This is a genomic window from Alteromonas mediterranea DE, assembly GCF_000020585.3.
Classification (GTDB): Bacteria; Pseudomonadota; Gammaproteobacteria; order Enterobacterales; family Alteromonadaceae; genus Alteromonas; species Alteromonas mediterranea.
The window spans coordinates 2,522,694-2,549,296 of the sequence record NC_011138.3 but is presented as its reverse complement, the minus strand read 5'-3'; the positions used below and the strand labels follow the sequence as shown (position 1 = coordinate 2,549,296).

The window sequence follows — 26,603 nt, the reverse complement described above, 5'->3', positions numbered from 1 at the left end:
TAAAACGATGAATTACCATGGGCAAACGTCACCACATAGGGTAGGCTAGAAACTCACAATAATAAGGACTAACTGCATGCTGCAATTGAACATTTTTCATAAAGCGGCGCGACAAGTAAAAGCTTCTGGCAAATTTGCCATTGCGATTACGCTATTGTTTGTCGTGTCTACGTCTTCAGCTTGGGCAGCGTTACCAAGCATTGGTGAATTCACCAGCGATATGACCAAAAAAGATGGTTTAATCCCCGTTTACTATGACGATGAAAGCGACAAAGTTTACTTGGCCGTGCCTACAAGCGATGCCGAATATTTGTTCCAAAGCAGTTTGCCTTATGGCGTAGGTTCAAACGATATAGGCCTTGATCGCGGGCAGTTGGGTGATACGCGCTTAGTCAGCTTTGAAAAATTTGGCAATAAGGTTTTATTAAAGCAGCACAACACCAAATACCGCGCGGCCCACGGCAGCGACGCTGAAAAGCAGAGTATTGATGAGGCTTTTGCAGACTCGGTCATAGCTGGCTTTACGCTGGTGGCTAAAAACGACAGCGCCAGCCTTATTGATTATACGCCTTTCTTGTTAAGTGATATTCACGGCATTGGCAACCGTATGGCGCGCACCAACCAAGGTAGTTTCAGCGTAGATAAAATGCGCAGTGGCGTATACTTACCTAAAACCAAAGGCTTCGAAAAGAATACTGAATTAGAGGCTTTAGTCACTTTTGCTGGTAAAAAGCCGGGCGAATACGTGCAGCAAGTTACGCCCGATCCAGAAAGTGTGACGGTTCACTTGCATCACTCGTTTGTGGCACTGCCAGACGATAACTACACACCCAGAGAGTATCACCCATACTCAGGCTACTGGAAGTTCAGTTATTTCGATTACTCAACACCTATCAACGAGCCTACTGAACAGCGTTTTATTACCCGCCACCGTTTACACAAGAAAACACCTCATGCGGCGAAGAGCGAAGCAGTTGAGCCTATTGTGTATTATCTTGACCCAGGTATTCCAGAGCCGGTAATGACCGCGCTTAAAGAAGGCGCAAGCTGGTGGAACCAAGCCTATGAAGCCGCAGGCTATAAAGATGCGTTTCAGGTCAAAGTACTGCCTGAAGGTGCCGACCCTATGGACGTGCGCTACAACGTGATTAACTGGGTACATCGCGCAACCCGCGGCTGGTCTTATGGTTCGTCGGTTGTCGACCCACGTACGGGCGAAATTATCAAAGGTCACGTTACTTTAGGTTCGCTGCGTGTAAGACAAGACTATTTAATCGCCCTTGGCCTAACCAGCCCGTTTAAAGAGGGTAATACCGACACCACTGTGCAGCAAGAAATGGCGCTAGATCGTATTAGGCAGTTGTCTGCTCATGAAGTAGGGCATACGTTAGGCATAGCACATAATTTTGCAGCAAGTGAAAACAACCGTGCGTCTGTGATGGATTATCCCCACCCCAAAATTAGCATTAAAAATGGCAAAATAAGCCTGGAAAGCGCTTATGACAAAGGTATAGGCGCATGGGATATACACGCCGTAGCATATGGTTATCAAGACTTTACCAGCGACGTAGAAGAAGCCGAAGCCTTGGCAAAGATTATCGTAAAAGGTCGCAACGAAGGTTTAAGCTTTAAGTCAGACCCAGATACCCGCAGCAGCCGACATGCATCAGCAAACGGCCATATGTGGGAAAATGGCAGCAACCCACTAGATGCTTTCGATGAAATTTCACAAGTGCGCGAACAGGCATTAGCCAACTTAGGTTTGGACACCTTAAGCCCAAGCAGCAGTTTGTCGTCCCTTGAAAATGCTTTAGTGCCTATTTACTTACTTCACCGTTACCAGTTAGAAGCCGTAGCAAAGCAAGTAGGCGGTTTAGTTTATGAGTACGAGCGCAAAGGCGACTATACCCAGGCGCAGGGCCAGCAGTTTGTAGCACCCGCGGTGCAGCAACGTGCAATGCAACAGTTACTGACCGCTACTACCGCAGACTATCTCACTATACCTGAATCGGTACTCACGCTTATTCCACCTACAGCCTACGGTGACGACATTACTCGCGAGCATTTTAAGGGCAAAATGGGCTTAATGTTGGACCCTGTTTCTGCCGCTGCTTCGGCATCCAACTTTGCTTTTGAGTTGTTATTACACCCAGAACGCTTAAACCGTTTAGAGTGGCAAACAAGAAGCACTAAAGACCGACGCAAAAAAGTAGGTGTTTCCATGCTTGTGAAGCAGATACTTAGCGTACACTGGTATAAAAATAAGTCGCAAAGCCCATTAGCAAAACGCTTACAGCTAGTAGCGTTAAATGCAGTGATGAAAGCGGTAACTAGCGATAAGTTGGCGCCCGAAGTAAGAATGGAAGCTGAACTTGCTTTACTTGAATTTAGCGAATGGCTAGACGATAAGGCTGACGACAATCAGTATGAAATACTGAAACAGCAGTTTGATACTTATTGGGCCAGCAAAACATGGCCAAGTACCTTTGAAGTAGAACCGCTGCCGCCAGGTTCGCCGATTTAGAAAAGCTGATAATTAATGTTAGGGACAACGCAATTAGAGCAAAACCATAGCCCGAGTAACAAGCAAGTGCCGCAAAGAACCTTTGCGGCTTTGATCACTCCCTTACTCGCTGTGCTACTTCTAGTAACTGTTCCATTAGTAGAAAGTCTGCATGGCGGTGTGCTGTGGGGCTTAAACTACCATTCCCCCAAGTTCATGTCACAGGTCGGCGACGCGTTAGCCTTAGTCAAGCTCATAGCGCTTTGCGCAGGTGTGTACCTGCTTTTTACGCAGCACGGTATATTTAGGCTTCTTGTTAAAAGTAAATGGTTATCTATTGTTTTGAGCAGTGTTTTAGCAATAGTGGCACTCATTCAGATTGCGATAGGTTTAATAGGTGTACTGATTGATGCAACACTAGGAACTAACCGAGACTACTTTCATAAAGAATTTGCAATAGAAAATAATACTATTTACGTGTTTACCGCAGATCCAGGTGCCATGGGTACGGCCTACCATTATTTTTATTTAAAATGTCCACTTCCTTTAAACCGCTATAAGCTGGAGCTTATCGATAAAGCAAAGTGGGTAGGGGATGTAGAGCTTAAAGATTCTGATGACGGCTTTGATGTGTTTAACCAGCGTGATGAGTTTGGGTATCGAGTTAGTTTAGGTGGAGTAGGGTGTGGCTAGTTACCTTGTAAATTTACGTTGAGTAAGTGAAACCTTGTGTGGTAATCATTGAGTGATACTAAATGAGCCTGTTTGGGTTACTGAGCTACCCTCTCTCAATTACCGCGAGCGACTTTAATTGATTGTCAGCCGCCACCTATTAGTAATGGTAACGACACGAGATAACTGTAATTGCGGTATCGTCCACGGTATATACCAAACGGTTGGTGTCATCTATTCTGCGGGACCAGAAACCTGAAAGATTTTCTTTAAGAGGTTCCGGCTTTCCTATTCCATCAAATGGAGAGCGCTTAACATCGGAAATTAACTTATTGATACGTTTCAAGGTTTTCTTGTCTTGAGTCTGCCAATAAACGTAGCTATTCCAAGCTTCATCAGTCCATGATAACAACCTGTTACTCATCAATAAGTTCTCGCTGGGCCGTTTTTGCCGCTTTAAACTGTGCTATTGAACGATTTAAGTGTTCAGCGTTCGCTGGAGAACGAAGTAGATGAACGGTTTCCATAAGGCTGTTGTAGTAATCTAATGACATTACAACAGCATCTTCAGAGTCACGACGAGTGATTACTGTTGTATCTGCATCGTTGATTACATTGTCCAAAACGGCCTTTAGACCATTTCTTGCTTCGGTAAAAGAGACTATCCTCATTTTGCATCTCACTTGTACATTATATGGGACAAGTTTAGATCGGAAATGAGCACATGTACAGGATGTTGTGCATTACGGCGCCATGGCAGCTAACAGCTTATTACTTATACTTCATAGTAACACCCGCTTTCCCTTAAAAACTATATTCGGCGTGTTCATAGGAAAGAAAATGAGATGTCTGCTTTACGCCTTGAGTTCAATCGATAGGCACAACGCCGCCGTTCAATACAATAAATTGAACGGCATGACAGAATTCGAAAAATAAACCAGTAACTTGCGCGAGACGTTTCTACGTACTCTAATCAACCATGTTGTAATTAACGTTTTACTCCATCAACTTGCCTATAAAAACCTACAACTCCTTATAATTAGTAAACACCTTGTAAAGCTGCGTTCCGCTCAATACTGAAGCCGACGGGAAGTGCAGAATAGGGATCAAATCGCAAGGCGCTTCTAGCGTCCTGCTGCCGTTATCATTGTCTAGGTCATCTATATTTAAAATTTGCGCCAGCGGTTCGCCTTTTTTAACGCTTTGGCCGGGTTTTGCCATGTATTCCACCATGCCACCCCAGTTGGTGAACAGGGTTTTATAGTCTTTTAAATACACGCTTAAACGCTGCATCTCTTTGGGTTTAATATCACATTCGTGTAATACACCTTTGGCGTTTAGGTAGCTAAGAATACTGGTGGCATCTATATTACCCTCGTTAAAGTCGATAACCTCTTGGCTACCCATTTCCAAGGTAAAGGCTTCAACGTTAAAGCTAACTTCACGCTCTAAATTGCTCTTGATACTTTCCTGCAGTGTCCACCATGGGCAGAAGGTGGCTTCGTCTAATGCACCTGCAAATACGTTAGGTATAAAAATACAATGGGGGATGTTAAACAGCTTGGCGCTGTCTTTGGCGTATTCAGGTATATAAACGTGGCGGGTAGACACCGGCCCGTTGTGAAGGTCTAACACTAAATCGGCGTTTACCGCCATTTGCTGAAGCTTAAGGTTTAGCTGCTGCGCTAGGCCCAAACCCCACGGCTCGGCCAATTTGTTGTCGATAGCGTTCGACAAGTGCGCGCGAAAACGCTGCTTAATACCATCTATCGACTCTTCGCGTGTGACGGTTTTGGCGAAATGTTCTACTGCACCTTTGTCGAAGAAGTAACCCCGGTTCCAGTTTGTACCGTTTACAGGGTCGAAGCGGCCTAACGTGTACTCACCGGCTTTAATGTTAGTACCAATGGGATTACAGTTGGGTACTAGGATAATTTCACCGCAAATATCCATGTCTTTTAAGCGCTGAATAAGATGGTAAATAACCACGTTACCTTGCACTTCAGCACCGTGAATAGAACTTTGAATGTACACGGTGGGGCCAGGGCGCGCGCCCTTCATTCGATAAATTGGCACGTTCATGTTACGGCCAGACGCGTTTTGCGCCACTACCATGTGTTTTTTTACTACTTGGGTTGTCATTTAAATCAACCTATTTTCTGTTTTATTCTTTGTTTAAAGATGCTGCTTTTAAACACAGCTTTTATCATTAATGCTGCGGAAGTACGTATAGTTAGCAAGCACATAGCTCGCAGTTCACGCCTTTAGGTAGCTTCCAGTTTCGCCACTCGTGCGACAAAGCATCAAACGTCATTAACGTATTTTTAGGAATATTATCGAAATCCATCAGTACTTGCATGGCAAGCATTGCTTGGTAAGTACCAATAATATTTACTACTGGCGAGAATATACCTGCTTCAACACAGCTTAAATCGGGCGATGCAAATAGCGTTCGTAAGCATGCATAGCAACGGCTTTCACCGGGTATAGCTACGAAAAGCTGGCCTTCAAAGCGAATGGCTGCGCCCGATACAAGCGGAGTATTTAATTCAAAACACAATACGTTTATTAAATCTCGCGAGTCGGTATTGTCGGTGCAATCTAATACCACGTCGGCACCTTCTATAGCCTGTTTTGACGTTGGGGATAGCTCAGCTGCGTTAGGCGCTGAAAACGGTTCTGCTATTGCGGTAATGTCACAGTCGCTATTTATTGCGTGAAGTCGTGCTTTTGCAGCTTCTACTTTATTTACCCCGACATCTTGTTCGCTGAACAAGATTTGCCTTGGAAGGTTGGTGGCCTCAACCGTGTCGTGGTCTATAAGCGTAAGCGAGCCCACGCCGCTTGCGCAAAGGCTAGTGGCGGCCGCGGTGCCAAGCCCGCCAATACCAATGATACAGATATTGGCGTTTAGTAACGCTTCTTGACCGTCTAGGTCTATTTTGGGAAGCACAATATGGCGGTTATAGCGCATAGCCTGCTGATTAGTTAGGCTTTTAGACATAGTTTATGCCAACTTAGTTGTTGAATTCATGGCATGCACCCTTATAAAGTGATTACCAAATAGTATTTTGGCTGGTACTTTATCAAAAACCGCCAAAATGTCGCATATCAAATTAGGATTTCATATGTCAGCTGTCAGCCAACCCCTTAACATTGCCGTTCTTACTATTTCAGATACGCGCACCCTCGAAAACGACAAGTCAGGAGATTACCTGAAAGAGGCGCTTACCTCGGTTGGCCATAACCTTTACGACCGCGACTTAGTAAAGGACGATATTTATCAGCAGCGCGCCGTGGTGTCGAAGTGGATTGCTGATAAAAACATTCACACAGTATTAATTACCGGCGGTACAGGCTTTACCCACCGCGACTCAACGCCAGAAGCCATTAGCGTATTGTTCGACAAAGAAGTCGACGGCTTTGGTGAGCTATTCCGCCAAATTAGCTATGAAGAAATTGGCACGTCTACGATTCAGTCTCGTGCGGTAGCTGGCTTTGCAAACAATACCGTTGTTTTCTGCTTGCCAGGTTCAACCGGCGCGTGTCGCACGGCGTGGGAAAAAATCATTGCTAGCCAGCTAGATGCCGACTTTAGGCCGTGTAACTTTGTAAAGCACTTGGTGGAAGCATGAGTACCTTTAGTCATTTAAATGCTGGTGGCGAGGCCAACATGGTAGACGTTAGCGACAAAGACGTTACTAAACGCGAAGCTACAGCAGAAGGTTTTTTATACGTAAGCGAAGACGTTATTCGCCAAATCTCTGAAGCAAAAATCGCAAAAGGTGATGTATTCGCTGTTGCTCGAGTAGCGGGTATTCAAGGGGCGAAACGTTGCGCAGATCTTATTCCACTTTGTCATCCTTTAGCGCTATCGAAAGTGGATATTAACTTTGACGTTCAAGCTGATAAAAACCGTATTAAAGCCACTTGCTATTGTAAACTAAGCGGTAAAACCGGTGTTGAAATGGAAGCGCTCACGGGCGTAAATGTGGCGCTGTTAACCTTGTTTGATATGTGCAAAGCCATCGACCCTGGCATGCACATGGAAGGGGTCCGGGTGCTAGAGAAAAAAGGCGGTAAAACCGGCCACTGGCAATCTGATCGGCAACAGGCTTAGTTACCCAGTAAAAACGTTGGAACAAAGCTAGCGCTTGCACGTAGACGTGTACAATGACGTTAACGGAATATACCAAAAGGCGAACCATGCAGATAACGGTTAAAACATTTGCGCAAACCCGAGAGATCACGGGTGAAGATAATATTGCGCTTAACCTAAGTGATAGTAGCACCATTGAAGCCGTGATATCGCAGCTTAAAACTCGCAGCGACAAGTGGACATTAGCCTTAGAAGGCAGTGTGCTGACTGCCCGTAATCAAGAGCTTTGCGATACCGATACCGTACTTAGCGATGGTGACGAGCTGGCGCTATTTCCACCTGTAACTGGGGGGTAGTTATGTTCGCACTTGTTCAAGATGCAGATTTCGATCATGGCGAATTGTATGCTCGTCTAAAGCAGTCGGCAGACGAAAGAGCAAGCGGCAATACAGGCGCTATTGTTACCTTTACTGGGCTAGTGCGAGATTTCAATAACGCAGGCGATATAGACGGCATTGAGCTAGAGCACTACCCAGGTATGACAGAAAAAGCGCTGATGAAGCTGGTTGAACAAGCGGTAGTACGTTTTTCACTGAACAGTGCTGGCGCGCTACACAGAGTGGGGCGCATTTATAATAACGAGCAAATTGTATGGGTAGGTGCTGCTGCCCAACATCGCCAAGCGGCGTTTGATGCCGCCAGCTTTTTAATGGATATGCTTAAGCAGTCTGTCCCGCTTTGGAAAAAAGAGTTTAAAGGCGATAACTCTGAGTGGGTTGCTGCAAAAGCGTCTGACGATAAAGCGGCGCTTAAGTGGATGCTTAAAAAATAATGGCGGCTGTAGGTTTTAAGCGCTTATTAACAAGGCGCTATCCTTTCGTTTTTAGTTTCGTGAGTAGTATATTCCGCGCTTGCTCTATGCGATTTATAAGCGTGTCTGTTTTCATAAACGTGGTAGTTTTAACAAGCGCTAGCGCCGTTGCTAGCGCTACAGAAACGGCCAGCTACACAAAAAGTGCGAAACTCTTCACTAGTGCCGATAAGCAAAACCCTTCATTACCGGTTAAACGGCACGATAAAATTAACGTTGCCGTAGCGGCAAACTTCGCTAAACCTTTAAAACGCATTGCCCAGCAGTTTACGCAGCTTACGGGCATAGACGTGGCGGTAACCGTGTCCTCTAGCGGTACGCTGTACGCTCAAATTCAGCATGGAGCCGCGTTCGATGTGTTTTTATCGGCAGACCGTGCCAGGCCACAGGCACTGGTTAACAATAATCTAGTACACGAAAGTAATGTGGTAGATTATGCTAAAGGCAAGCTGGCGTTTGTATATACCGGTAAGCTGCCAGCTAACGCTAACGCTAACGCTAACGCTAATGGCTACGAAAGCGTTCCCAGAGAAGCTCGGCGCACGGCTGAAAATCAGCAAGGCGGAGAGCAGAAAACGCAGGCTGGCGGGCAAAGTAAGCCGCTTGAGGGTAAGATAAACGCACAACTTTCAAAACAGCTTAGTCAACAGCTTATTCAGTTAACTGATACCCCAGGTAGCAAAATTGCCATTGCTAACCCTAAACTGGCGCCTTACGGCGAAGCAGCGCAACAAACCCTACAAAACTTATCGCTATGGCAGCACGTTTTACCGCACAGAGTGATGGGTAAAAATGTACTGCAAACCCTGCAGTTCTATTCCACCGGCAGTGTTAGAGGAGCGTTTGTGGCATATTCGCTGGCGCTTGATTTACCGAATTTGAATTCGCCAACCTCGGATAAAAGCTTCGCTGACGGCAAGGGCGCTACAACGGTTATTATTCCTGTACCAGAAAACTTATACCAACCGATTGTTCAGTCGCTTGTAATTAATGCTAAAACGGCAGCAACACTTTCGCCAAACGCGTTTGATGTGCAAACTGAAACCCGAACCCCAAATCAAGCCAAAACAAGTGGGCTAACTCGGTTTGATATGACGAAGGCCGAAGGCGTATCATCGCCGAGTTTGTTCGTGCAGTATTTGCTGTCGCAAAGGGTACAGCACGGGTTAGCCGAGTGGGGTTACCAGCCTGCGTTGCTCGACATACAAACCCATGCAGAAAGGCAAATAAAAAATAGCGCTAACACACCGGTAAAGGCTGCTTCTGAAATAGGCAGCCTAACTGGTAAAGCCGGCAGTTTAGATGCCCATGGGCGTAATCGCTTTGAACTTAACGGTGCGCATGGATGAACGCGCTTAGCGAATTCTTTGGAGTATATGCTTTTGACGCCATTTGGCTTACGCTTAAGCTGGCGCTAATCACCAGTGGCTTGCTGTTGCTTGTTACCTTACCTTTAGCATGGTTTTTAGCGAACTGGCATAGTAAAGCCAAGCCGTTTGTTATGTCGGTGTTGGCACTGCCGTTAGTGCTTCCACCTACGGTACTGGGGTTTTACTTACTCATTGCATTCTCACCGCAAAGTGCTTTGGGTCAGGGGTGGCATACCTTAACGGGAAGTAATTTGGCCTTTAGCTTTGAAGGTTTGGTGTTAGGTTCGGTTCTCTATTCTTTACCGTTTGCGCTTCAGCCCCTTTATGGTGGCTTTTCTCAATTAGACTCTCGTTATTTAGATGTGGCTAAAACGTTGGGCTTTTCGGCAACCGAAGCATTTGTGAGAATTGTATTACCCTTAAGCAAAGCGCCCATTATCGTTGCCTTGGGGTTAAGCTTTGCCCACACCATCGGTGAGTTTGGCGTGGTGCTTATGATAGGCGGAAATATTCCTGGCGAAACTCAAGTGCTCTCCATAGCCCTTTACGAGCAAGTCGAAGCGTTGGAGTACGAAAAAGCGCATAATCTTGCCATAGCACTTTTGGTATTCTCGTTTGTGCTGCTAGCTGCCCTATACCGTTTTAATGGCATTGCGAGCCATTTCGGCAGCAGGTCACAAATACCTCGTTCCGCCCCAAGCAAGGGCGAGGGTTGATATGGAAATTCACGCTTTCTTGCCTAACAGAATTGATGCCCAAATAACGCTTCATCCCGCAAGCCGTTTCATTGGCGTTACCGGCCCTTCCGGGGCGGGTAAAAGTAGCCTTTTTCGGGCTTTAGCCTGCGTAGAAAAACGCGCCAAGGTGGCTAAATCATGGTCTTTTGAAAAGATAGGCATCGTGTTTCAGCAGCCCATGTTGTTTCCGCATACTAACGTGCGGGGTAATTTAGCCTTGGCGCAGCGTCATGCTAGCCCCAACGCCTTATCAGTAGAGGCGTGTGTAAAAGGGTGTTACTGCGAGCACCTTTTAGAAAAGCCTATTGATTCACTATCAGGGGGGGAGGCACAGCGTGTGGCGATAGCGCGGGCTTTGGTGAATGGCCCTTCCGTTTTATTGCTAGATGAGTCACTAAGCGCCATCGATATTTTTACCCGGCGCAAAATTTATCAGTTCTTAAATACTCTGTGTGTGTCTGGCCAGCTTACTTGCTTTGTTATCTCTCATGATTTAGATGATTTAGCACTCTTTAGTGATGAACTGGTTTATGTAGAGCAAGGTAAGGTATCGCTTTGCGGTGCGACAACAGATGTGCTTTCTCAAGTATTCGAAAAAGAAGGGGTTGCAATACCTTCAGCCGTATTAGAGGGGCATAAGTGCTCTGAAAGCGTTACGCAAGTTGAAAATATGCACGGCATAGCCCGAGTTATGGTTGCAGGTCATGAGGTATTTGTTACAGAAGAAGCAATATCATACACGGAAAATATTAAGAGCGCTTACAGGGCACACAGCATTACAGAGGTGAGTAACCCAGAGCAGGATAACGGGCCTGCGCCAGTACGTTTTGCGGTAAAAGCCTGCGATGTGAGCATAGATATTAATGTGGGAGGGTTTAACAGCGCGAGCACGGTTAGCATTTTAAATGCGCTACCTTGCACGATAACAAGTATTGAGCCTGTACGGCTCACTTCTAGCCAAAACAAAAAGTCGCATCAGCAAGTTACATGGGGCGGTAAAGTGCTTTTGAAGCTTATTTTAGAGAATGACAGCCAAGCACTTTACGCAAGTATTAGTCATATTTCTTTATCGCGCCTTAACTTAAATGTTGGCGATAAAGTTATTGCCCGGTTTAAATTGCCTTAGAGTAATTACTAAGCGTTTCAGTCGCATTTAGGTAGGCATCAAAACGGGCACATACCGCTCTAATAAATATCCGAGCATGTTCTGGTACCCGTATGTGGTGCGCCGAAATTTCAATGATTCCATCGTCTGCAAGACGCTCTAAATTACTTAATGCTTCTGAAAAGTACTCGTCAAAAATAATATGATGCTTGCTGGAAATACTCTGTTTATCTACAGACAGGTTGCACATCAAGCTTGATATTACATCACGACGAACGAGGTCGTCTGGTGTTAACGAAAGCCCAACTTTGGCTGAGGGTAATTGTCTGTCTATACGTTTATAGTACTCTTTCAAATCTTTGGCGTTTTGAGTAAAAGCATTACCTATTGTGCTAATAGCAGACACGCCGACGCCAATTAGGTCGGTATCTCCGCGCAAAGTATAGCCTTGGAAGTTTCGGTGAAGCTTACCTTTGTGCTTAGCGATGGCGAGTGAATCGCTGCGTAACGCAAAATGATCCAGCCCAATCATTTCATACCCCACTCTTTTAAAGCCATTTACAGCAAGGTTGTACAAGGCTGCTTTCTCTTCGCTACTAGGAAGAGTTCCTGGCGCAAACTTTCGCTGTGCGGCAAAGCGCTCTGGCAGATGAGCGTAGCTAAAGAGCGAGATACGGTCTGGCATCATTGCTTTAGTTGCAGCTATGGTAGATGCAAAAGTCTCTTCTGATTGGTTAGGCAGGCCGTAAATTAAATCCAAATTCACCGATTCGAAACCTAAAGTACGGGCTTCGGACACTAAATCTGCGATATGCGAAGTACTTTGAACACGGTTTATTGTTTTTTGCACGTTGTAGTCAGTGTCTTGAAGGCCAAAGCTGATACGGGTATAGCCCAAGCCCCTCAGATTTTGTAAATAGGTTTTATCAACGTTTCTTGGGTCTAATTCAATAGATAATTCAGCGCCTACTTCAAACGTGAAATGTTTTTTCAAAAGGTACATTAAAAAAGTGTGCTGAACTTTATTTAAAAAACTGGGCGACCCACCGCCTAAATGCAGCGAAACTACAGGCTTATCGTCTGCTAAATAACGCTTAGAAACTATCTCTTTTTCTAAGTAGTCTAAATAGTCGTCTGCCTTTTCGTTGTGCCGAGTCACAAGTTTGTTGCAGCCGCAGTAATAGCAAAGCGTTTTACAAAAAGGAATGTGCACATACAAACTCACGGCTTTCGCTTTAGACACGGTTAGCGCGTGAGGGGATAAATCTTCTTTTAGCGATTCGAACTTAAGTGCAGTAGGGTACGAGGTATAACGAGGTGCATGTTGCGCATATTTGGTTATAGTGGAATTATCGCGAAGTTGTTTTATAGCAATGGTGTTCATTTTTTATCTACACTTATGTTGAACCATCTTGGTGGTTATTCACCAATATAGATTTAGCATAATGAATAAGGCAGGGGCTTGTTTTGATCTACTTCAAGGTTTTTGCGTTAAATATAGTTACAGTTTTGCTTATGCCCTTAATTCTGGTACAGGGGCTTTGGGTTCGCAAAAAAAACGCAAGTGCTGCCTGAGCCTAGGGGGGAGCGGGTATTTGCCGCTTTTAAAAACATTAAGGCAACATCAAATCGTGTTTTAGTTGTGGGCGACTCAGCGGCCGCGGGCGTTGGGGCTGATACACAGCACCGTGCGCTATCAGGGCTGCTGTATGCTGGCTTGTCTAAGCATAGCCCCACCCACGTATCGCTACATGCCAAAACGGGTTATAAAAGTGAAGATGTGATAGCGCTTCTACATGGACTACCTGCTGAAAGCTTCGCATCAGCATTGGTTTCTATTGGTGTAAACGATGTCACTAAGTTTGTTTCGATAGCCCGCTGGCGAAAAAATATAGAAATTGTGCATAAGCTCTTAACCCAAAAATTCGACTGCCAACGAATCGTGTTTACCGCGCTGCCACCAATCCACAGTTTTCCCGCACTACCCCAGCCTTTGCGGGCGCTACTTGGGTTAAGGGCGCTTCTGCTAAATCAAGTGCTTGAGCAGTGTGTTGTAAATTGGGCTAACACTGAAGTGCTTTATGTACCAGCGCTTAAGGTAACGGGTTCGGTTCAAGGTGTTCAGCAAAGTGGGCTAATGGCAGAAGACGGCTTTCACCCGTCTGCAGAGGGATATCAACTGTGGGCACAGCATGCGCTAGAGCGATTAAAACGATAATTTATTTTTCTACGGCAGCTCTAAATAAAGCATCCCTTGGGGTTGAAGTTTCTTTTAGTAACCTCATTTTGTTACCAACCTTATCTAGTTACTAACCTTAACTAAGTAATAACGATTTCAATAAAAGAGAGCAAATATGCAGAAAGTGACCGTAAATATGGTGTCCGATGTGGTTTGTCCGTGGTGTATCGTAGGGTACCAGCGTTTACAAGAAGCCATTAAAACGCTTGACGATATTGAAGTCGACATTAAGTTTCACCCCTTCGAGCTAAACCCAAACATGCCTGAAGAAGGACAGAACTTACGTGAGCATATAATGGAGAAATATGGCATTGGTGCAGAACAAAGCGCGCAGAATAGAGCACGTCTTGTAGAAGCAGGCAAAGACGTGGGCTTTGCGTTTAATTTCGACGACGACTCTCGCATGCAAAATACCTTTAAAGCCCATCAACTTATTCACTTTGCAGCCGAGAAGGGGCTTGAAGAACAGATGAAGCTAAGTTTGTTTAGCGCTTATTTTACCGATGGCAAAGACATAAATGATAATGCCGTGCTAGTAAAGCTTGCCGCAGGGGCAGGGCTTGATAAGTCACAGGCCAGCGAAGTGCTAGAAAGCGGTAAATACGCGTCTGTTGTGCGTGAAGAAGAAACACTGTGGATGCAGCGAGGAATTCAAAGTGTTCCTACCTTTGTGATTGGCAATCAGGGCGTAGCGGGGGCACAAGAGCCAGCCACACTTGCGTCATTTATCAAAGAAGCAGCATCGCAGTAATAAGCAGTTTAAACAAGCGCTAGGGTAATTATGAGCAATCACGTTAATCATCTGCTGTCGCAGTGGCTACCGCTAAAAGATAAGCACAAGTGGGTGCTTGGTTTCATTTTTAAGACTGAGGGGTCTTGCTATCGAAAAGCGGGCGCCATGATGCTTTTCAGCGATGCGGGCCATCAACTTGGTATTTTAAGTGGTGGGTGTTTAGAAAGTGACATTGTTAAAAAAGCGCAGCGGGTAATGACTGATGGTGTGAGTCGCACGGCGGTTTACGATGATGAAGATGAAGAAGATATCGCCTTTAAATTGGGCGTAGGTTGTGGTGGCGTGGTGCACCTATCGCTTGTACCGGTTAACCAAGACAATCAGTACCTTTCTCTTGATGCGGTCAGTAAAACGCTAACAAATGGCGATGCGTGCGAGTGGGCCTGTACGGTAGACGGCACGCGAGGCGTGTGCGAGGCAGTAGAGTATTCGAATGCTAAACCAAGGAAGGCATCGCTTGAAACCATCAAGGGAATGCGTACTTTATCGGTACTAATGCTTCCGCCTATTCACCTGCTTGTTATTGGTGGGGGCTATGACGCTACCTTTATGACGCGCCTTGCCAGCCTTCAAGGGTATTTGGTAAGCCTTTGGGACCCAAGGCCCGCCCAAGCCAGAATTGAGCATTTCCCCGAGGTTAATTATTTAATAGAAGACCCATCTGTTGAAGGTTTGCGCTTACACTTAAGCGAGCATAACATTCAAGCTGCCGTGCTGATGTCGCACCACCGTGAAATAGACGCCAAAGCCTTGCAAGTACTGAGTAAACGCGCGTTAACCTATACGGCCATGTTAGGGCCCCTTCATCGCAAGCAAGAAATTATGGATTTAGCGGGCATTCAAGACACCGACTTTAGCCAGTACTTCGCCAGTCCCGCGGGCTTCGATATTGGTGGCGAACTGCCTGAGCACATTGCCTTGTCTGTGATAGCACAGTGCCACGCTGTTTTTCACACGAAACCTACGAATTTAAAGCGTTAAAACGTCTTTCTGAAAGTCACGCCAAAGCTTCTTGGTGCGCCGGGATAGGCCATGATTTTGCCGGTTTGTACCGGCACGTCGAAACCGCTTCGCGCAACGTACTGTTCATCGAATAGGTTGCGCGACCACGCTATGATTTCGCTGTCCCATTGAGTAATCTTCACGCGTAATCTTGCATTAAACTGCGAAAATGCGCCTGAGTATTTGTAAGGGTCGTTGGCATCATCAAGAAAAACATCACCTGTGTATTGATAGTCAATACTGGCGGTAAGCGGGTAATTACCAAGCGCAAAATGGTGGTTAAGCATCAGTGATAGAGAATTTTGCGGCTCGAACCCCACGCGATCGCCGTCTCTTGCACAAAACGGATCGCCAGGATTAACCCGGCCCGGGTCGTCGATGCCGGTATGCCAGGTGTAAGCCACCCAACACGTGCCTTGTTTAAACTCGTCAAAATTAGCAAGCGTGCGCGATGCGTTAGCGTGTAATTCTGTGTTTGATGTGATTAGCCACGTTGCTTCTAGCTCAATACCTCTAACCGCGATATCTCCCGCGTTTTGCAAGTTAAACCCGGTGCCAGTAAACGTGGTTGCCTGAAAATCTTGAATTTTTGTGTAGTGCGCCGCCGCATTTACCCTAAGGCCGACGTCCTCAAAGTCGTGTTTTATACCGACTTCAGTGCTTCGAGATTTTTCTGCGTTAAATAGCGGGCTTAGGCCCGGAAGAATTCTATCTGTGTTAGTCCCTCCCGCTTTATAGCCAGTGGCGAAGCTTGCATACGCTAAGGTGTTGTCTTGAGGGTGGTAAGCTAGCTTTACTGTACCTGTGAGCTGGTCATCTTCTATGCTTTCATTCAAATCTGGGCGGGGCATTACGGCAGCTGAGCCGAAAAAGAAGTAACCCCAGCCCGTTTGTTGGAAGGGGGCTATGGCGTTAAGCGAACTTTGTGAAGGAAAGTCCCCTTGCGCCAATGCGGCCCCAATTTCTTGCAAGCCAAGGAGAGCGATGTTGATATTCGGCCACTTTGTAGGATCTTGTTCCAGGCCATCAATCCCTGGCCCTTGTTCATCAAATTGGCCTTTAATTGTTTTCTTTTCTTGCGTAAATCGTAACCCCGAGGTCAGGGTTAGCATATCGCTAAACCGCCAATCGAATTGAGTAAACACTGCAAAACTGTCTTGCTCTTGATCTGCATTATGTATAAAAGCGGTGTTGGGTGGCGCTGGAGAAGCAGAAGGGGCAATAAGACCAGAGGTTAGCGCACTGAGTTCATCTATAGCGTTTGCTAATGGGAGTAAGTCACCTGCGACCGCATTAAAAAACACGCTGAAATCGGCCTGAGTTGTTGTATCAAAAGTAAGGTCTAAATTTTGACTGTAATAGTAGGCACCAATGAGTCCTTCAAGTACACCACTGCGATAGTGAAGCCTTAGCTCCTGAGAGAACGACTGTTGCTGCGCATCGTTGGTCGCATTAAGTAAATCCGCGTTAGAAAAGTCAGTATCTACCGAGTCTAGGCTGTCAAATGCCCGATAGGCACTTATACTTACTAAATGCCACGCCTTATTAATATCGAAATCAACTTGAACCGATAGGCCTTTATCTTCCATTTGAGATATGGGCGTTTGAGACAACGACGTATTGAAACGGTAAAAGTCTTCGCGCCCGTATACCGTGGCGTCGAAGGGGGGCTGTAAAAGTAACGCATCAGTACCGAACTTACCCTCTACTTGGTTTGCTTGTATATTGTTTTGGTAGGTAAGAGCGCCGCAGCAGCGTTCGTCTAACTCGCCATAGTCGGCAATTACCTTTACGCTAACGCTGTCACTAGGTGTATACAGCAACTGCGCTTTGATAGCAGAGCGATTTCGGTTGTTAAGCGTTTTTCCACTTTCTTTGTCTGTAATAAAGCCGTCGCTGTGCGACGTGAAGCCGGATAGGCGAAGCGCCAGAATATCTTCAACAAGTGAAAAGGACGAGCCGGCGCTTAAGCGCACAAGCGCATCGTTCCCGACAATAGCTTCAGCAAAACCGTCGCGATCGTTATGGGAAGGGGGAGTAGTGGTAAGTGTCATGGCCCCCGCAGCAGTATTTTTGCCAAACAAGGTGCCCTGCGGGCCGCGTAAAACTTCTATCGATTCAATATCGACTACATCATTGATAAGAGCATTCTGCCGAGAGCGATAAACGCCATCAACATAGAGTCCAACAGAAGACTCGAAACCAAAGTTTTGTGAAGAAGTACCGATACCTCGTATAGAAAAGCCTGAGTTAGTTACACTTTGGTTTTGAAACGCGCCGAAAGCAGGCACGTAATTTTGAAGGTCAAACACATCTCTGCTTACGGTTTCGACTAAATCCTTGCCAGATAACGCAGTAACTGCCACTGGCACATCCTGCAAATTCTGCGGTGTTTTCTGGGCATGAACAACAATGTGCTCAAGCGTGCTCGTAGTGGGTTGAGAAACATCATCAACTTCTGCATAAGCCAGAATAGGTATAGCCACGAGTAAAGGCGCACCCAATAGGTAAAATGTGATTTTATTTAACGTAGGTAGAGCAGGTGTAGGCGATTTCATTTTGTTTCTTTTGAGTGGGGAAGCCGTGCGCTTCCAGCAAAACTTATCACGACGAGGTCGCGTCCAATTGCGCGCAGTCCCTTACACTTTTCCTTTGTCTACATCCATACGACATCACTAATGCTGCATTAATATACAATCTTAAGCACTAAAATTGCACGTACTTGATCTCACCATGTCCAATTTTGTTTTGAACGTATCAAAAATGCTCAACTCGCTTCAGCGAATAGTTTCACCTGATGCATACTCATTCAAAATATCAATTAAACTTATATTGCTGTTTTCCTTAGTATGGTGAAAGCAAGTTAACATATTAATAACATCAGGCAGTGGTATGACAGACATCTACTTAGTGCGCCATGGTCAAGCATCATTTGGTAAAGCTAACTATGACAAACTTAGCGACTTAGGTGGGCAGCAAGCCATTTGGCTTGGGGATTATTTCAAACACCGCGATATTCATTTCGATGAAGTCTTCACTGGCGATATGGTGCGCCATCACGAAACCAAAGACGGCATAGCCGCTGGCCTAGCGTCAAACCGATACACATTACCCGAAGCATCGGTAAACAGTGCGCTAAATGAATTTAACTTTCAAGCCGTAGCCAAAGCGTACTTAATCCGTTACCCCGAAGCGAAAGTGCCGGAAGGGGCGTCGCCATCCGAATATTACCGGCTGCTCAAAAAAGCCATGATTGCGTGGTCGCAAGACGAACTTGCCCACGATCTGCTCGATGAAACTTGGGGACAGTTTGAAGATAGAGTGCATTCAATGCTCACTCACCTTAAAAGTACCGACGCTAAACGGGTATTAGTGGTTAGTTCTGGGGGCGCTATTGCCATGATGCTTAAACATATACTTGGCTACGATTCAGCCACGGTTGTGAATATGAACTTGCAGATACGAAACGCCAGTTTTTCGCAATGCTTCGCTAATGCGCGAGGTGTTCATTTAAATAACTTCAACAGCGTACCTCACCTGGATGTGACTGACAGGTTGCACGCCATTACCTACAGCTAAATGGGGCAATTATGAACTTTGAATATAATGAAAAGACCCAAGCACTTTTAGAAAAGCTAAAAGCGTTTATGAAAGACGAAGTGTATCCAATTGAAAAGGAATATATTCACGCCGTAGAAAATAGCTCAGCGACCAACGGCGAAGGTCGTTGGAAAACGCCTGAAATGATGCAAACGCTGAAACAGCGTGCCAAAGACGCCGGTCTTTGGAATTTGTTTTTACCAGAAGAGTACAAACCCTATGGTGCAGGGCTTACTAACGCAGAATACGCGCCCCTTTGTGAAGAGATGGGGCGCGTGCTATTCAGCGCTGAAATATTTAACTGTAGCGCACCTGACACCGGCAATATGGAAGTATTAGCCAAATACGGCAACGACAGTCATAAAAAGCAATGGCTAGAGCCTTTGTTAAACGGCGAAATTCGCTCAGCGTTCGCAATGACTGAGCCGGCTGTAGCATCGAGTGATGCCACCAACATTGAAACTTCGATAAAGCGCGATGGCGATGAATACGTGATCAATGGTCGTAAGTGGTACACCAGCGGAGCGATGAACGAAAACTGCAAAATTATGGTGGTAATGGGTAAGACAGACTTCGATGCGCCTCGTCACCAACAGCAGTCACAAATTCTGGTACCTATGGATACCAAAGGCGTAACCATTGTTCGCCCAATGGCCGCAATGGGCTATTACGACGAGCCTGTAGGTCATGCTGAAGTATTGTTCGAAGAGGTACGCGTACCGGCTGAAAATTTATTACTCGGTGAAGGGCGAGGCTTTGAAATAGCACAAGGCCGTTTGGGCCCGGGTCGAATTCATCACTGTATGCGCTTAATTGGATGCGCCCAGCGTGCATTAGACATGGCCTGTGAGCGTGTTGAACAACGCGTGGCGTTTGGTAAGCCGTTAGCTAAACAGCAGTCGATAAGAGAAAACATTGCGCAAATGCATTGTGATATTGAGCAAGCGCGGTTACTTACGCTAAAAGCGGCAGACAAGATGGACCGCTATGGGAACAAAGTGTCGCGAGACATCATTGCTGCCATCAAAATAGTGGCACCTACTATGGCGTGTAAAGTCATTGATCAAGCGATTCAAATGCACGGTGCGGCGGGAACCAGTCAGGATTTCGTGTTATCTGCTATGTATGCCTATGCACGCACAATTAAGTTGGCTGACGGCCCTGACGAGGTTCATATGATGCAGCTTGGGCGTAACCTGATTGCTGAAAAAATGCCTAAGGAGTAAGTGTGTCTCAAGACAATACTAAAAACGCCCATGCAATAGATTTGGCGGTGCTAAATTCATACCTTGCTAAGGCATGCCCCAGTGTTGGCCACGTAGAAAGTGCTGATAAGTTTGCAGGCGGACAGTCAAACCCAACGTTTAAGTTAACGACGGATAACGGCGTATATGTACTACGCCGTCAACCTCCGGGCAAACTGTTAAAATCTGCCCATGCGGTAGACCGGGAATTCCGGGTTATTAACGCTCTGCAAGGCTCTGATGTGCCGGTGCCTAAAGTGTACCATTTGTGTGAAGATACCAGCATTATCGGAAGTATGTTTTACATAATGGCCTTTGTTGAAGGTGACATTTACTGGAATAGTGCGCTACCTGAAATTGCGTCTTGTGCTACTCGCGGTGCTATGTACGATGAAATGAACCGCGTGCTGGCCGCGCTTCACAGTGTAGATATCGAAAATGCAGGTTTACGTGATTACGGAAAACCGGGCAGCTACTTTGAACGTCAGCTAAGTCGCTGGACAAAGCAGTACCGAGCGTCTGAATTAGAGCATATCGAAGAAATTGAAAGTTTAATTCAGTACCTCGAGTCGAATTTACCTGAAGACGATGGGCAGGTGTCTTTAGTTCACGGTGATTTTCGTTTAGACAATATGATGTTTGATATGTCTAACAACGAACAGCCAAAGGTTGTTGCCGTTTTGGATTGGGAGTTATCTACCCTAGGGCATCCGTATGCCGATCTAGCATACCAATGTATGCAGCTGCGCCTTCCGTCTGATATTGCGCATGCTGCTGGTCTAGGAGGGCTAGATAGGAAGCAGTTAGGCATTCCCAGTGAACAGGAATACATAAATACCTACTGCCAGCGCAGAGGTATTGACGCTATCGATAATTGGACGTTTTACCTTGCCTTTAGCTTTTTCCGATTAGCCGCTATTTTACAAGGTGTAGTAAAGCGCGCACACGAGGGTAATGCATCAAGTGAAAAAGCCATGCAGCTAGGTGCAATGGTGCGCCCGCTTGCGCAAATTGCCAATAAAACCATACACCATAGCGAATAAACGAAATATAACCCATTTAACGGCCTGTATTCGCTCAACTCAACTTACGGGTCGAACAAAAAACTGGAGACAGTATGAAAGCAATTGTATGTGAAGCCTTTGGTCCACTTGATGACCTTCAATTTAAAGATGTTGCAGACCCAGTAGTAAAAAAGGGCCATGTCGTTGTTAATGTAGAAGCGGCAGGGGTTAACTTTCCTGATGGGCTTTTAGTGCAGGGTTTGTATCAGATGCAGCCCGACTTCCCATTTATTCCGGGTAACGAAGTGGCGGGTACAATCACCGAAGTGGGCGAGGGTGTGAGTCATCTAAAAGAAGGTCAGCGCGTTATTGCGCTTTCTAACTTAGGTGGCTATGCAGAAAAAGCACTTATTCCAGCCACCCATGTTATGCCATTACCTGACCCTATTCATGTGAATGAAGGGGCAGCCCTTGTAACTGCCCATGCAACAGCGCATCACGCTTTGAAACAGCGCGCGAAGCTGCAACCTGGTGAAACACTGGTTGTAACCGGTGCTGCTGGTGGTACTGGTTTGGCGGCTGTGCAGATAGGCAAGATAATGGGCGCTAAAGTTATTGCCGTTTGCTCAACGGAAGAAAAGCTTGCCCTTGCTAAAGAGTACGGGGCTGATGTTTTAATTAACTACAAAGAAAAAGACCTAAAAGAAACGCTGAAAGAAGTAACTGGCGGGAAAGGCGCTGATGTCGTTTATGAATGTGTTGGTGGCGATACCTTTCACGCATGTAGCCGAAGCATGGCATGGGAAGGACGGTTACTTGTCGTTGGTTTTGCCGGTGGTGAGATACCTAAATTTCCGGTTAACCTTGCTTTGGTTAAAGGTTACTCAGTTATGGGCGTATTCTGGGGTTCGTTTACTCAGCACGACCCGAAAGGGTTCGCTGAAAATATGCAAGAGCTTCTTACCTGGTATGTGCAAGGCAAAGTTAAAGTGGTGGTAGATGAAGCGCTGCCATTAGAGCAAGCGACCAAAGCCATGGCTAAAGTTATGAATCGAGAGGTAAAAGGCAAGATGGTGTTAGTGCCTTAATGACGACGGTTGAGTGAGCAGTAGTAAAGACCGTGCGCTAGCACTGATTATGTTCTAAAAAAGCGTCTTATTAGCAATGGTTTAATCTATAGAAAAGCCTAAACACGACAGTGTGTTTAGGCTTTTTTGAACGTATCAAGGTTAAATTATTCGGGGATCAATTCAACATTTACTTCAGCATACAACCCTAAACTCGAACTGGTAGCTATCAATATTCGCGTTCTCCCATTTTGCTCGATTTTTATTAAGTTCATCGAGTGTATTACTCGAGTCGCTACCTCCGCATCCAAAAAGCAAAGTAGTGGCAATAAGTGTTGTCGCAAATCGTACGAAGCTTTTCATAACTGTCCTTGTTTTAGCATGTTTTAAATACTGCAGAGGGTATTCAGCAATTCAAAGGTGCTAGCAACCCTTTCGCAGTACTGTGTTGGCGAACAAACTTTTTAGATCAACGGGTTAAAAAAATCAGCTCACTTTTTATAATAGCACCATTGACTAAAAAGTGAATCGTTAACGAGAGGGGGAAAGTTGGTTGCTTTGTTCTGTTAAAGGAGCTTATTGAACCGATATACGTTAGAACATGAAGCGTGTCGTTTGCACGTAGTTAATGGCTTTTATTAGCGCAGCATTGCTTGAACTTTTTATTGCTTCCACATACACAGGGAAGGTTCCTGCCATATTTAACTTTTCCGCAGTCATCGTGCAGTGTGCCATCATGATACCGCCACGCGCCGTTTTCAACTCTAAAGTTGGAGGTTTCATGCAGCTGATACATTTTTTTATCTTCAAAATAAAAGGCTGTAAATTCAACGGTATCTGAATGTAAAGTAGCGCTTGTATTTGGCTCTGCGCTTTCTTCAGATTGCGCATAATGTACCTGAAGAGCAAACCACTTAGCGCCTTGAGCGCTTTGCGCTAAATCATCTACAGACAGACCTTGCTGTTTTTCTTGAGTATAGGTGTCGAGAATATAGGCGTATTGCGCAGTGGCGTAGGCAGAAAATCGCGAACGCATAAGTTGCTCGGCAGTAACAGGGGTTTTATCGCCTTTTATAAAAGGCTCGCAACATGCTTGGAAGGGTTTTGAAGAGCAACAAAAACAGCGCATAGGGCAACTCATAAATAACGGTGTACAAAACGCCACAGTATAATTGCATGTGCCATTAGGCCCAAACTTTTTGAATATATGCTGTTGTTGTTACGCGCAAGCATGGCACGATACCTGCCAAAAAAGAGCTAGCACCGCTGGTTAGGGAAAAACTACTTACCACGGACCTAACGCAACATTCTGTACATCGTTTACGCTATCTACGCGCACGTTAACTAAGCTAACGGAATAAAGTTCACAAAGTTTTCTAATCATCTCGCTGTCAGTAGGCTGTAGGTCTAGATCAATATTTTCGACATACAGTGTTTTACACTGTCCACCCGTAATAAGCTTGCTGATCCACTCCGGCATTTTTTCTTTTTCTGGCTTCTGAATACGTATGGCATGGTCAACCGTTTTCGAAAAAGAAACTGTATTTGAAAGCAAGTAATTCCAGCCTTTATCGTTAGCGCCTTTTCCCGTGTTGTTCTTTTCACTAGGGAAACCTTCTATAGGTAGAGGAAGCTGAACAACATTTGAAACCGAAGCGCGCAATGCATTTAATCGTGAAACTGAAGATGTGCTCATAATAAAACCCTTAATGAATGTAACGTTAAAGCCCAATTTCTTAATACTGGCTTCTTATACAGTGTGTATGTGTATACAGTATTGATAATTTGCTGTTTTGGCAAGTGGTTAGTTGTACTTTTTTCGCACAATTTGCGGGAGGAAATGTAACTCTATAAAAAGTAATAAGTTTTTTATTCCGCTTATTTCTTTCAAAGACTTTTCTGAACTCGATAGGGTAGAATGCGCATGATTTTCACAACACTAACTACTGTATAAACGTGGGAAAACATTGAGTGCACTAATACATTTAGGCTATTTAGGCATGTTTTTATCGGCATTTTTAGCTGCCACTATTTTGCCTTTTAGTTCAGAGATTGTTTTAAGCGCACTGTATGGTAGTGGCTTAAATGGGGCAATATTGCTCGTTGTTGCTTCTATAGGAAATGTACTGGGGTCGCTGGTTAACTATTTACTGGGGTATGCGTTTGGAAAGGATATCGCCACTCAAAAACTTAATATTAGCGAGGCTACATTTAATCGAGCGAGCAGTGTGTTTACGCGATGGGGCAAGTGGAGCTTATTTTTATGCTGGGTGCCGATCATCGGCGACCCTATAACACTAGTCGCGGGCGTGTTGAGAAGCCCCCTGTGGTTTTTTATGCTTGCAGTCACGCTAAGCAAAACAGGACGGTATGCTGCGCTGCTTTATGTTTTGTCTTAAGAAGGGGGGAGCATCACTTTTGCACTAGGCGATATTCTCTTTACCTCTTCCTTTTTTCGCCGTGCTTTTTCTCCCTTGCTGTTTTCTCTGGTAAGTTGAATACCATCGCTTAATTCTAGGGCTCATTAAGAGCAAACCTACCAGCCAATACCATACAGGTTCTTGCCAAAAGGTTTTTTGTGACCAGCTAAAATGAAGCAGTGCAAGGGGCAAAACCAAATAAATACTATTATGTAGCGTTTGCCATTTTCTTCCCATTTTTCGCTGAAGGCGTTTAAATGACGTAGCCGTAAGTGCAACAAGCAGTATGAGCGCAATCATGCCAACAATAATGTAAGGTCTACTCACTATTTCACTGGCAACCAATGCCATATCTAGCTGAAGTTCGAAGAAAATGTAGGTAAACAAGTGGGCAAAGGCATATACGAAGGCGTAAACACCAATCATGCGCCTGAATTGTATTGGCTCTGGACTGGGGAGCCATTTGGCAAGTGGGCTTAGGGTTAGTGTTAATAGTAAAAAATGAATGGCCCATGTGCCGGTTTCGTTGATTAACGTATTCACGGGGTCGGGGCCGAGCTGGTCGGTGATACCTGCCAAAAACAACCACGCGACATAACCTAAAGCAAAACCGTGGATGATGGCCTTTAAACCGCGGCGTTGCCATGGGGTAAATCTAAATGGTTTTTTTCTTAAGCGCATTAATAACACAACCTGATAATATAAAAACGAGCGGGGCGTACATGTAACCTGCGCTGGTTATGTACACCTATGCAAAGCAATGCAATTTCTCTACTAGCAACAGCGAAACTAGTAATTACGCGTAAGGTCCATACTTTTATAAAGTGGCGCAACTTCGCTATAACCATTGAACATCTGCGTGTCGATACGGTTTCTCGCAAGAAGCCCCCCTGTTGTAATTCTACGCTCGCTGGCCTGACTCCATCTAGGGTGTGCCACGTTAGGGTTCACATTGGCATAAAAGCCATATTCGTTGGCTGCCAGTCGATTCCAGGTTGTAGGGGGCTTTTTATCGGTAAGGCGAATTCGAACAATAGACTTAATGCTCTTAAATCCGTATTTCCAAGGGACAACCAATCTTATTGGCGCGCCGTTTTGCGGTGGCAGCGTTTTACCATAAAGACCAACAGACATAAGTGTTAGCGGGTGCATGGCTTCATCAAGACGTAAGCCTTCCATATATGGGTATTCAATACCGCCACCGGTAAAGCGACTTCTTTGCCCCGGCATTTGCTCTGGGTCGTATAAGGCCTCAAACGCCACGTATTTAGCTGACATCAACGGGTCGGCTTGCTTTAATAGCGCGCCGAGTTCAAACCCAATCCACGGCACTACCATTGACCACGCTTCAACACAGCGCAGGCGGTAAATTCGCTCTTCAAGAGGAAAGCGTTTTGTTAGTGCGTCATGGTCAAGTTCAAGTGGATTTTTTACCATGCCGTCAATTTTTAACGTCCACGGGTTGGTTTGAAATTCAGTCGCATTTTTAGCTGGTGCATCTTTTGACGTACCAAATTCATAAAAATTATTGTAGCTGGTGACTTTATCTTCAGGCGTACGGGTTTCCGCTATTTGAAACCTGGGAGGCTGACTAAACTCAAGCGCCTTACCTTTAAAGGCAGCTTTCTCTTCTTCGTCTTCCCAAAACCAACCTGCTGCACCAGCTGACTTCGCAAGTAACGTAGACGCGCCTACAAAGCCCATAGATTTGAGCAATGAACGACGATTCATATAAACGCCTTCATTAGTTACATCGTTATCGGTCAATTTTACTGAGGCTTTAAATGGTTTTGGCATTACATCACCTTACTTACAAAAACGGCTGATTTACCCACTCGAGTATCTATATTCACTATCTTGGGGAGTATCTAACAGTG

General features: G+C 45.4%; 28 protein-coding genes. 17 read left to right on the top strand and 11 right to left on the bottom strand.

Annotated features, from left to right (window positions below; translation table 11 throughout):
- Window positions 1–76 precede the first annotated feature (76 nt).
- Together MADE_RS11365 and MADE_RS11360 are read left to right on the top strand one after the other, a co-directional pair.
- Window positions 77–2,524: a zinc-dependent metalloprotease gene (locus tag MADE_RS11365; RefSeq protein ID WP_012519139.1), complete on the top strand. Its 2,448-nt coding sequence runs from the start codon at window positions 77–79 to the stop codon at window positions 2,522–2,524.
- Window positions 2,525–2,539: 15 nt separating this feature from the next.
- Window positions 2,540–3,196 (top strand): hypothetical protein, encoded by a 657-nt coding sequence (locus MADE_RS11360; RefSeq protein WP_012519138.1) that lies wholly within the window; start codon window positions 2,540–2,542, stop codon window positions 3,194–3,196.
- Window positions 3,197–3,335: 139 nt separating this feature from the next.
- On the opposite strand, the gene MADE_RS11355 is transcribed toward MADE_RS11360, so the two are convergent.
- The 4 genes from MADE_RS11355 to MADE_RS11340 form a co-directional block, all read right to left on the bottom strand.
- Window positions 3,336–3,599 (bottom strand): Txe/YoeB family addiction module toxin, encoded by a 264-nt coding sequence (locus MADE_RS11355; protein ID WP_012519137.1) that lies wholly within the window; start codon window positions 3,597–3,599, stop codon window positions 3,336–3,338.
- Window positions 3,592–3,846, bottom strand: a complete 255-nt coding sequence (locus MADE_RS11350) for a type II toxin-antitoxin system Phd/YefM family antitoxin (protein ID WP_012519136.1) — start codon at window positions 3,844–3,846, stop codon at window positions 3,592–3,594. Before MADE_RS11350 ends, MADE_RS11355 begins: the two co-directional genes overlap by 8 nt.
- A 352-nt stretch (window positions 3,847–4,198) precedes the next feature.
- Window positions 4,199–5,317 carry a M14 family metallopeptidase gene (locus MADE_RS11345; RefSeq protein ID WP_012519135.1) on the bottom strand — a complete coding sequence of 373 codons (1,119 nt, stop codon included), beginning with the start codon at window positions 5,315–5,317 and terminating at the stop codon, window positions 4,199–4,201.
- A gap of 91 nt (window positions 5,318–5,408) precedes the next feature.
- Window positions 5,409–6,179 carry a HesA/MoeB/ThiF family protein gene (locus MADE_RS11340; RefSeq protein WP_012519134.1) on the bottom strand — a complete coding sequence of 257 codons (771 nt, stop codon included), beginning with the start codon at window positions 6,177–6,179 and terminating at the stop codon, window positions 5,409–5,411.
- Between the two features lie 124 nt (window positions 6,180–6,303).
- Between MADE_RS11340 and moaB the strand changes: the two genes are divergently transcribed.
- The 7 genes from moaB (at window position 6,304) to MADE_RS11305 (ending at window position 11,378) form a co-directional block, all read left to right on the top strand.
- Entirely contained in the window at window positions 6,304–6,810 is a 507-nt protein-coding gene (moaB, locus tag MADE_RS11335; protein ID WP_012519133.1) for a molybdenum cofactor biosynthesis protein B, read from the top strand.
- A complete protein-coding gene (gene moaC, locus MADE_RS11330) occupies window positions 6,807–7,295 on the top strand; it encodes a cyclic pyranopterin monophosphate synthase MoaC (RefSeq protein WP_012519132.1) in 489 nt (162 codons plus the stop codon). Before moaB ends, moaC begins: the two co-directional genes overlap by 4 nt.
- Window positions 7,296–7,381: 86 nt before the next feature.
- Window positions 7,382–7,630 carry a MoaD/ThiS family protein gene (locus MADE_RS11325; protein WP_012519131.1) on the top strand — a complete coding sequence of 83 codons (249 nt, stop codon included), beginning with the start codon at window positions 7,382–7,384 and terminating at the stop codon, window positions 7,628–7,630.
- Window positions 7,631–7,632: 2 nt separating this feature from the next.
- On the top strand, window positions 7,633–8,106 hold the full coding sequence (locus tag MADE_RS11320; protein ID WP_012519130.1) for a molybdenum cofactor biosynthesis protein MoaE: 474 nt from the start codon (window positions 7,633–7,635) through the stop codon (window positions 8,104–8,106).
- A complete protein-coding gene (modA, locus tag MADE_RS11315) occupies window positions 8,106–9,494 on the top strand; it encodes a molybdate ABC transporter substrate-binding protein (RefSeq protein WP_012519129.1) in 1,389 nt (462 codons plus the stop codon). Before MADE_RS11320 ends, modA begins: the two co-directional genes overlap by 1 nt.
- Window positions 9,491–10,231 (top strand): molybdate ABC transporter permease subunit, encoded by a 741-nt coding sequence (gene modB, locus MADE_RS11310; RefSeq protein WP_012519128.1) that lies wholly within the window; start codon window positions 9,491–9,493, stop codon window positions 10,229–10,231. The genes modA and modB overlap by 4 nt, the downstream gene beginning before the upstream one ends.
- A gap of 1 nt (window position 10,232) precedes the next feature.
- Window positions 10,233–11,378, top strand: a complete 1,146-nt coding sequence (locus MADE_RS11305; RefSeq protein ID WP_012519127.1) for an ATP-binding cassette domain-containing protein — start codon at window positions 10,233–10,235, stop codon at window positions 11,376–11,378.
- On the opposite strand, the gene hemN is transcribed toward MADE_RS11305, so the two are convergent.
- Window positions 11,365–12,741 (bottom strand): oxygen-independent coproporphyrinogen III oxidase, encoded by a 1,377-nt coding sequence (hemN, locus tag MADE_RS11300; RefSeq protein ID WP_012519126.1) that lies wholly within the window; start codon window positions 12,739–12,741, stop codon window positions 11,365–11,367. The genes MADE_RS11305 and hemN overlap by 14 nt on opposite strands.
- Window positions 12,742–12,921: 180 nt before the next feature.
- On the opposite strand from hemN, the gene MADE_RS11295 reads away from it, so the two are divergent.
- From MADE_RS11295 to MADE_RS11285, 3 genes are all read left to right on the top strand, one after another.
- Entirely contained in the window at window positions 12,922–13,575 is a 654-nt protein-coding gene (locus tag MADE_RS11295) for an SGNH/GDSL hydrolase family protein (protein ID WP_012519125.1), read from the top strand.
- Between the two features lie 136 nt (window positions 13,576–13,711).
- Window positions 13,712–14,347, top strand: coding sequence for a DsbA family oxidoreductase (locus MADE_RS11290; RefSeq protein ID WP_012519124.1), 636 nt, complete (start codon window positions 13,712–13,714; stop codon window positions 14,345–14,347).
- A gap of 30 nt (window positions 14,348–14,377) precedes the next feature.
- Window positions 14,378–15,370: an XdhC family protein gene (locus MADE_RS11285; protein WP_012519123.1), complete on the top strand. Its 993-nt coding sequence runs from the start codon at window positions 14,378–14,380 to the stop codon at window positions 15,368–15,370.
- Here MADE_RS11285 and MADE_RS11280 read toward each other — a convergent pair.
- Window positions 15,367–17,949: a TonB-dependent receptor gene (locus MADE_RS11280; protein WP_012519122.1), complete on the bottom strand. Its 2,583-nt coding sequence runs from the start codon at window positions 17,947–17,949 to the stop codon at window positions 15,367–15,369. The genes MADE_RS11285 and MADE_RS11280 overlap by 4 nt on opposite strands.
- Before the next feature lie 334 nt (window positions 17,950–18,283).
- On the opposite strand from MADE_RS11280, the gene MADE_RS11275 reads away from it, so the two are divergent.
- The 4 genes from MADE_RS11275 (at window position 18,284) to MADE_RS11260 (ending at window position 22,327) form a co-directional block, all read left to right on the top strand.
- Entirely contained in the window at window positions 18,284–18,970 is a 687-nt protein-coding gene (locus MADE_RS11275) for a histidine phosphatase family protein (RefSeq protein ID WP_020743764.1), read from the top strand.
- A gap of 11 nt (window positions 18,971–18,981) precedes the next feature.
- The gene (locus MADE_RS11270; protein WP_012519120.1) at window positions 18,982–20,217 is read left to right on the top strand and encodes an acyl-CoA dehydrogenase family protein; all 1,236 of its coding nucleotides are present in this window, start codon (window positions 18,982–18,984) and stop codon (window positions 20,215–20,217) included.
- 2 nt (window positions 20,218–20,219) lie between these two features.
- A complete protein-coding gene (locus MADE_RS11265; RefSeq protein WP_012519119.1) occupies window positions 20,220–21,278 on the top strand; it encodes a phosphotransferase family protein in 1,059 nt (352 codons plus the stop codon).
- 74 nt (window positions 21,279–21,352) lie between these two features.
- Window positions 21,353–22,327 (top strand): NADPH:quinone oxidoreductase family protein, encoded by a 975-nt coding sequence (locus tag MADE_RS11260; protein ID WP_012519118.1) that lies wholly within the window; start codon window positions 21,353–21,355, stop codon window positions 22,325–22,327.
- 174 nt (window positions 22,328–22,501) lie between these two features.
- Here the strand turns inward: MADE_RS11260 and MADE_RS20590 are convergent, their stop codons facing one another.
- The 3 genes from MADE_RS20590 to MADE_RS11250 form a co-directional block, all read right to left on the bottom strand.
- Entirely contained in the window at window positions 22,502–22,669 is a 168-nt protein-coding gene (locus MADE_RS20590) for a hypothetical protein (RefSeq protein WP_012519117.1), read from the bottom strand.
- A 262-nt stretch (window positions 22,670–22,931) separates the two neighbouring features.
- Window positions 22,932–23,342: a YchJ family protein gene (locus MADE_RS11255; RefSeq protein WP_232363059.1), complete on the bottom strand. Its 411-nt coding sequence runs from the start codon at window positions 23,340–23,342 to the stop codon at window positions 22,932–22,934.
- 249 nt (window positions 23,343–23,591) lie between these two features.
- Window positions 23,592–24,002 carry a hypothetical protein gene (locus MADE_RS11250; RefSeq protein ID WP_012519114.1) on the bottom strand — a complete coding sequence of 137 codons (411 nt, stop codon included), beginning with the start codon at window positions 24,000–24,002 and terminating at the stop codon, window positions 23,592–23,594.
- Between the two features lie 271 nt (window positions 24,003–24,273).
- Here MADE_RS11250 and MADE_RS11245 point away from each other — a divergent pair, with 271 nt between their 5' ends.
- Entirely contained in the window at window positions 24,274–24,705 is a 432-nt protein-coding gene (locus MADE_RS11245; protein ID WP_231125022.1) for a YqaA family protein, read from the top strand.
- Between the two features lie 24 nt (window positions 24,706–24,729).
- Here the strand turns inward: MADE_RS11245 and MADE_RS11240 are convergent, their stop codons facing one another.
- Both MADE_RS11240 and msrP read right to left on the bottom strand, forming a co-directional pair.
- On the bottom strand, window positions 24,730–25,407 hold the full coding sequence (locus MADE_RS11240; protein ID WP_012519112.1) for a protein-methionine-sulfoxide reductase heme-binding subunit MsrQ: 678 nt from the start codon (window positions 25,405–25,407) through the stop codon (window positions 24,730–24,732).
- Window positions 25,408–25,515: 108 nt separating this feature from the next.
- Window positions 25,516–26,523, bottom strand: coding sequence for a protein-methionine-sulfoxide reductase catalytic subunit MsrP (msrP, locus tag MADE_RS11235; RefSeq protein WP_012519111.1), 1,008 nt, complete (start codon window positions 26,521–26,523; stop codon window positions 25,516–25,518).
- Between the last annotated feature and the right edge of the window lie 80 nt (window positions 26,524–26,603).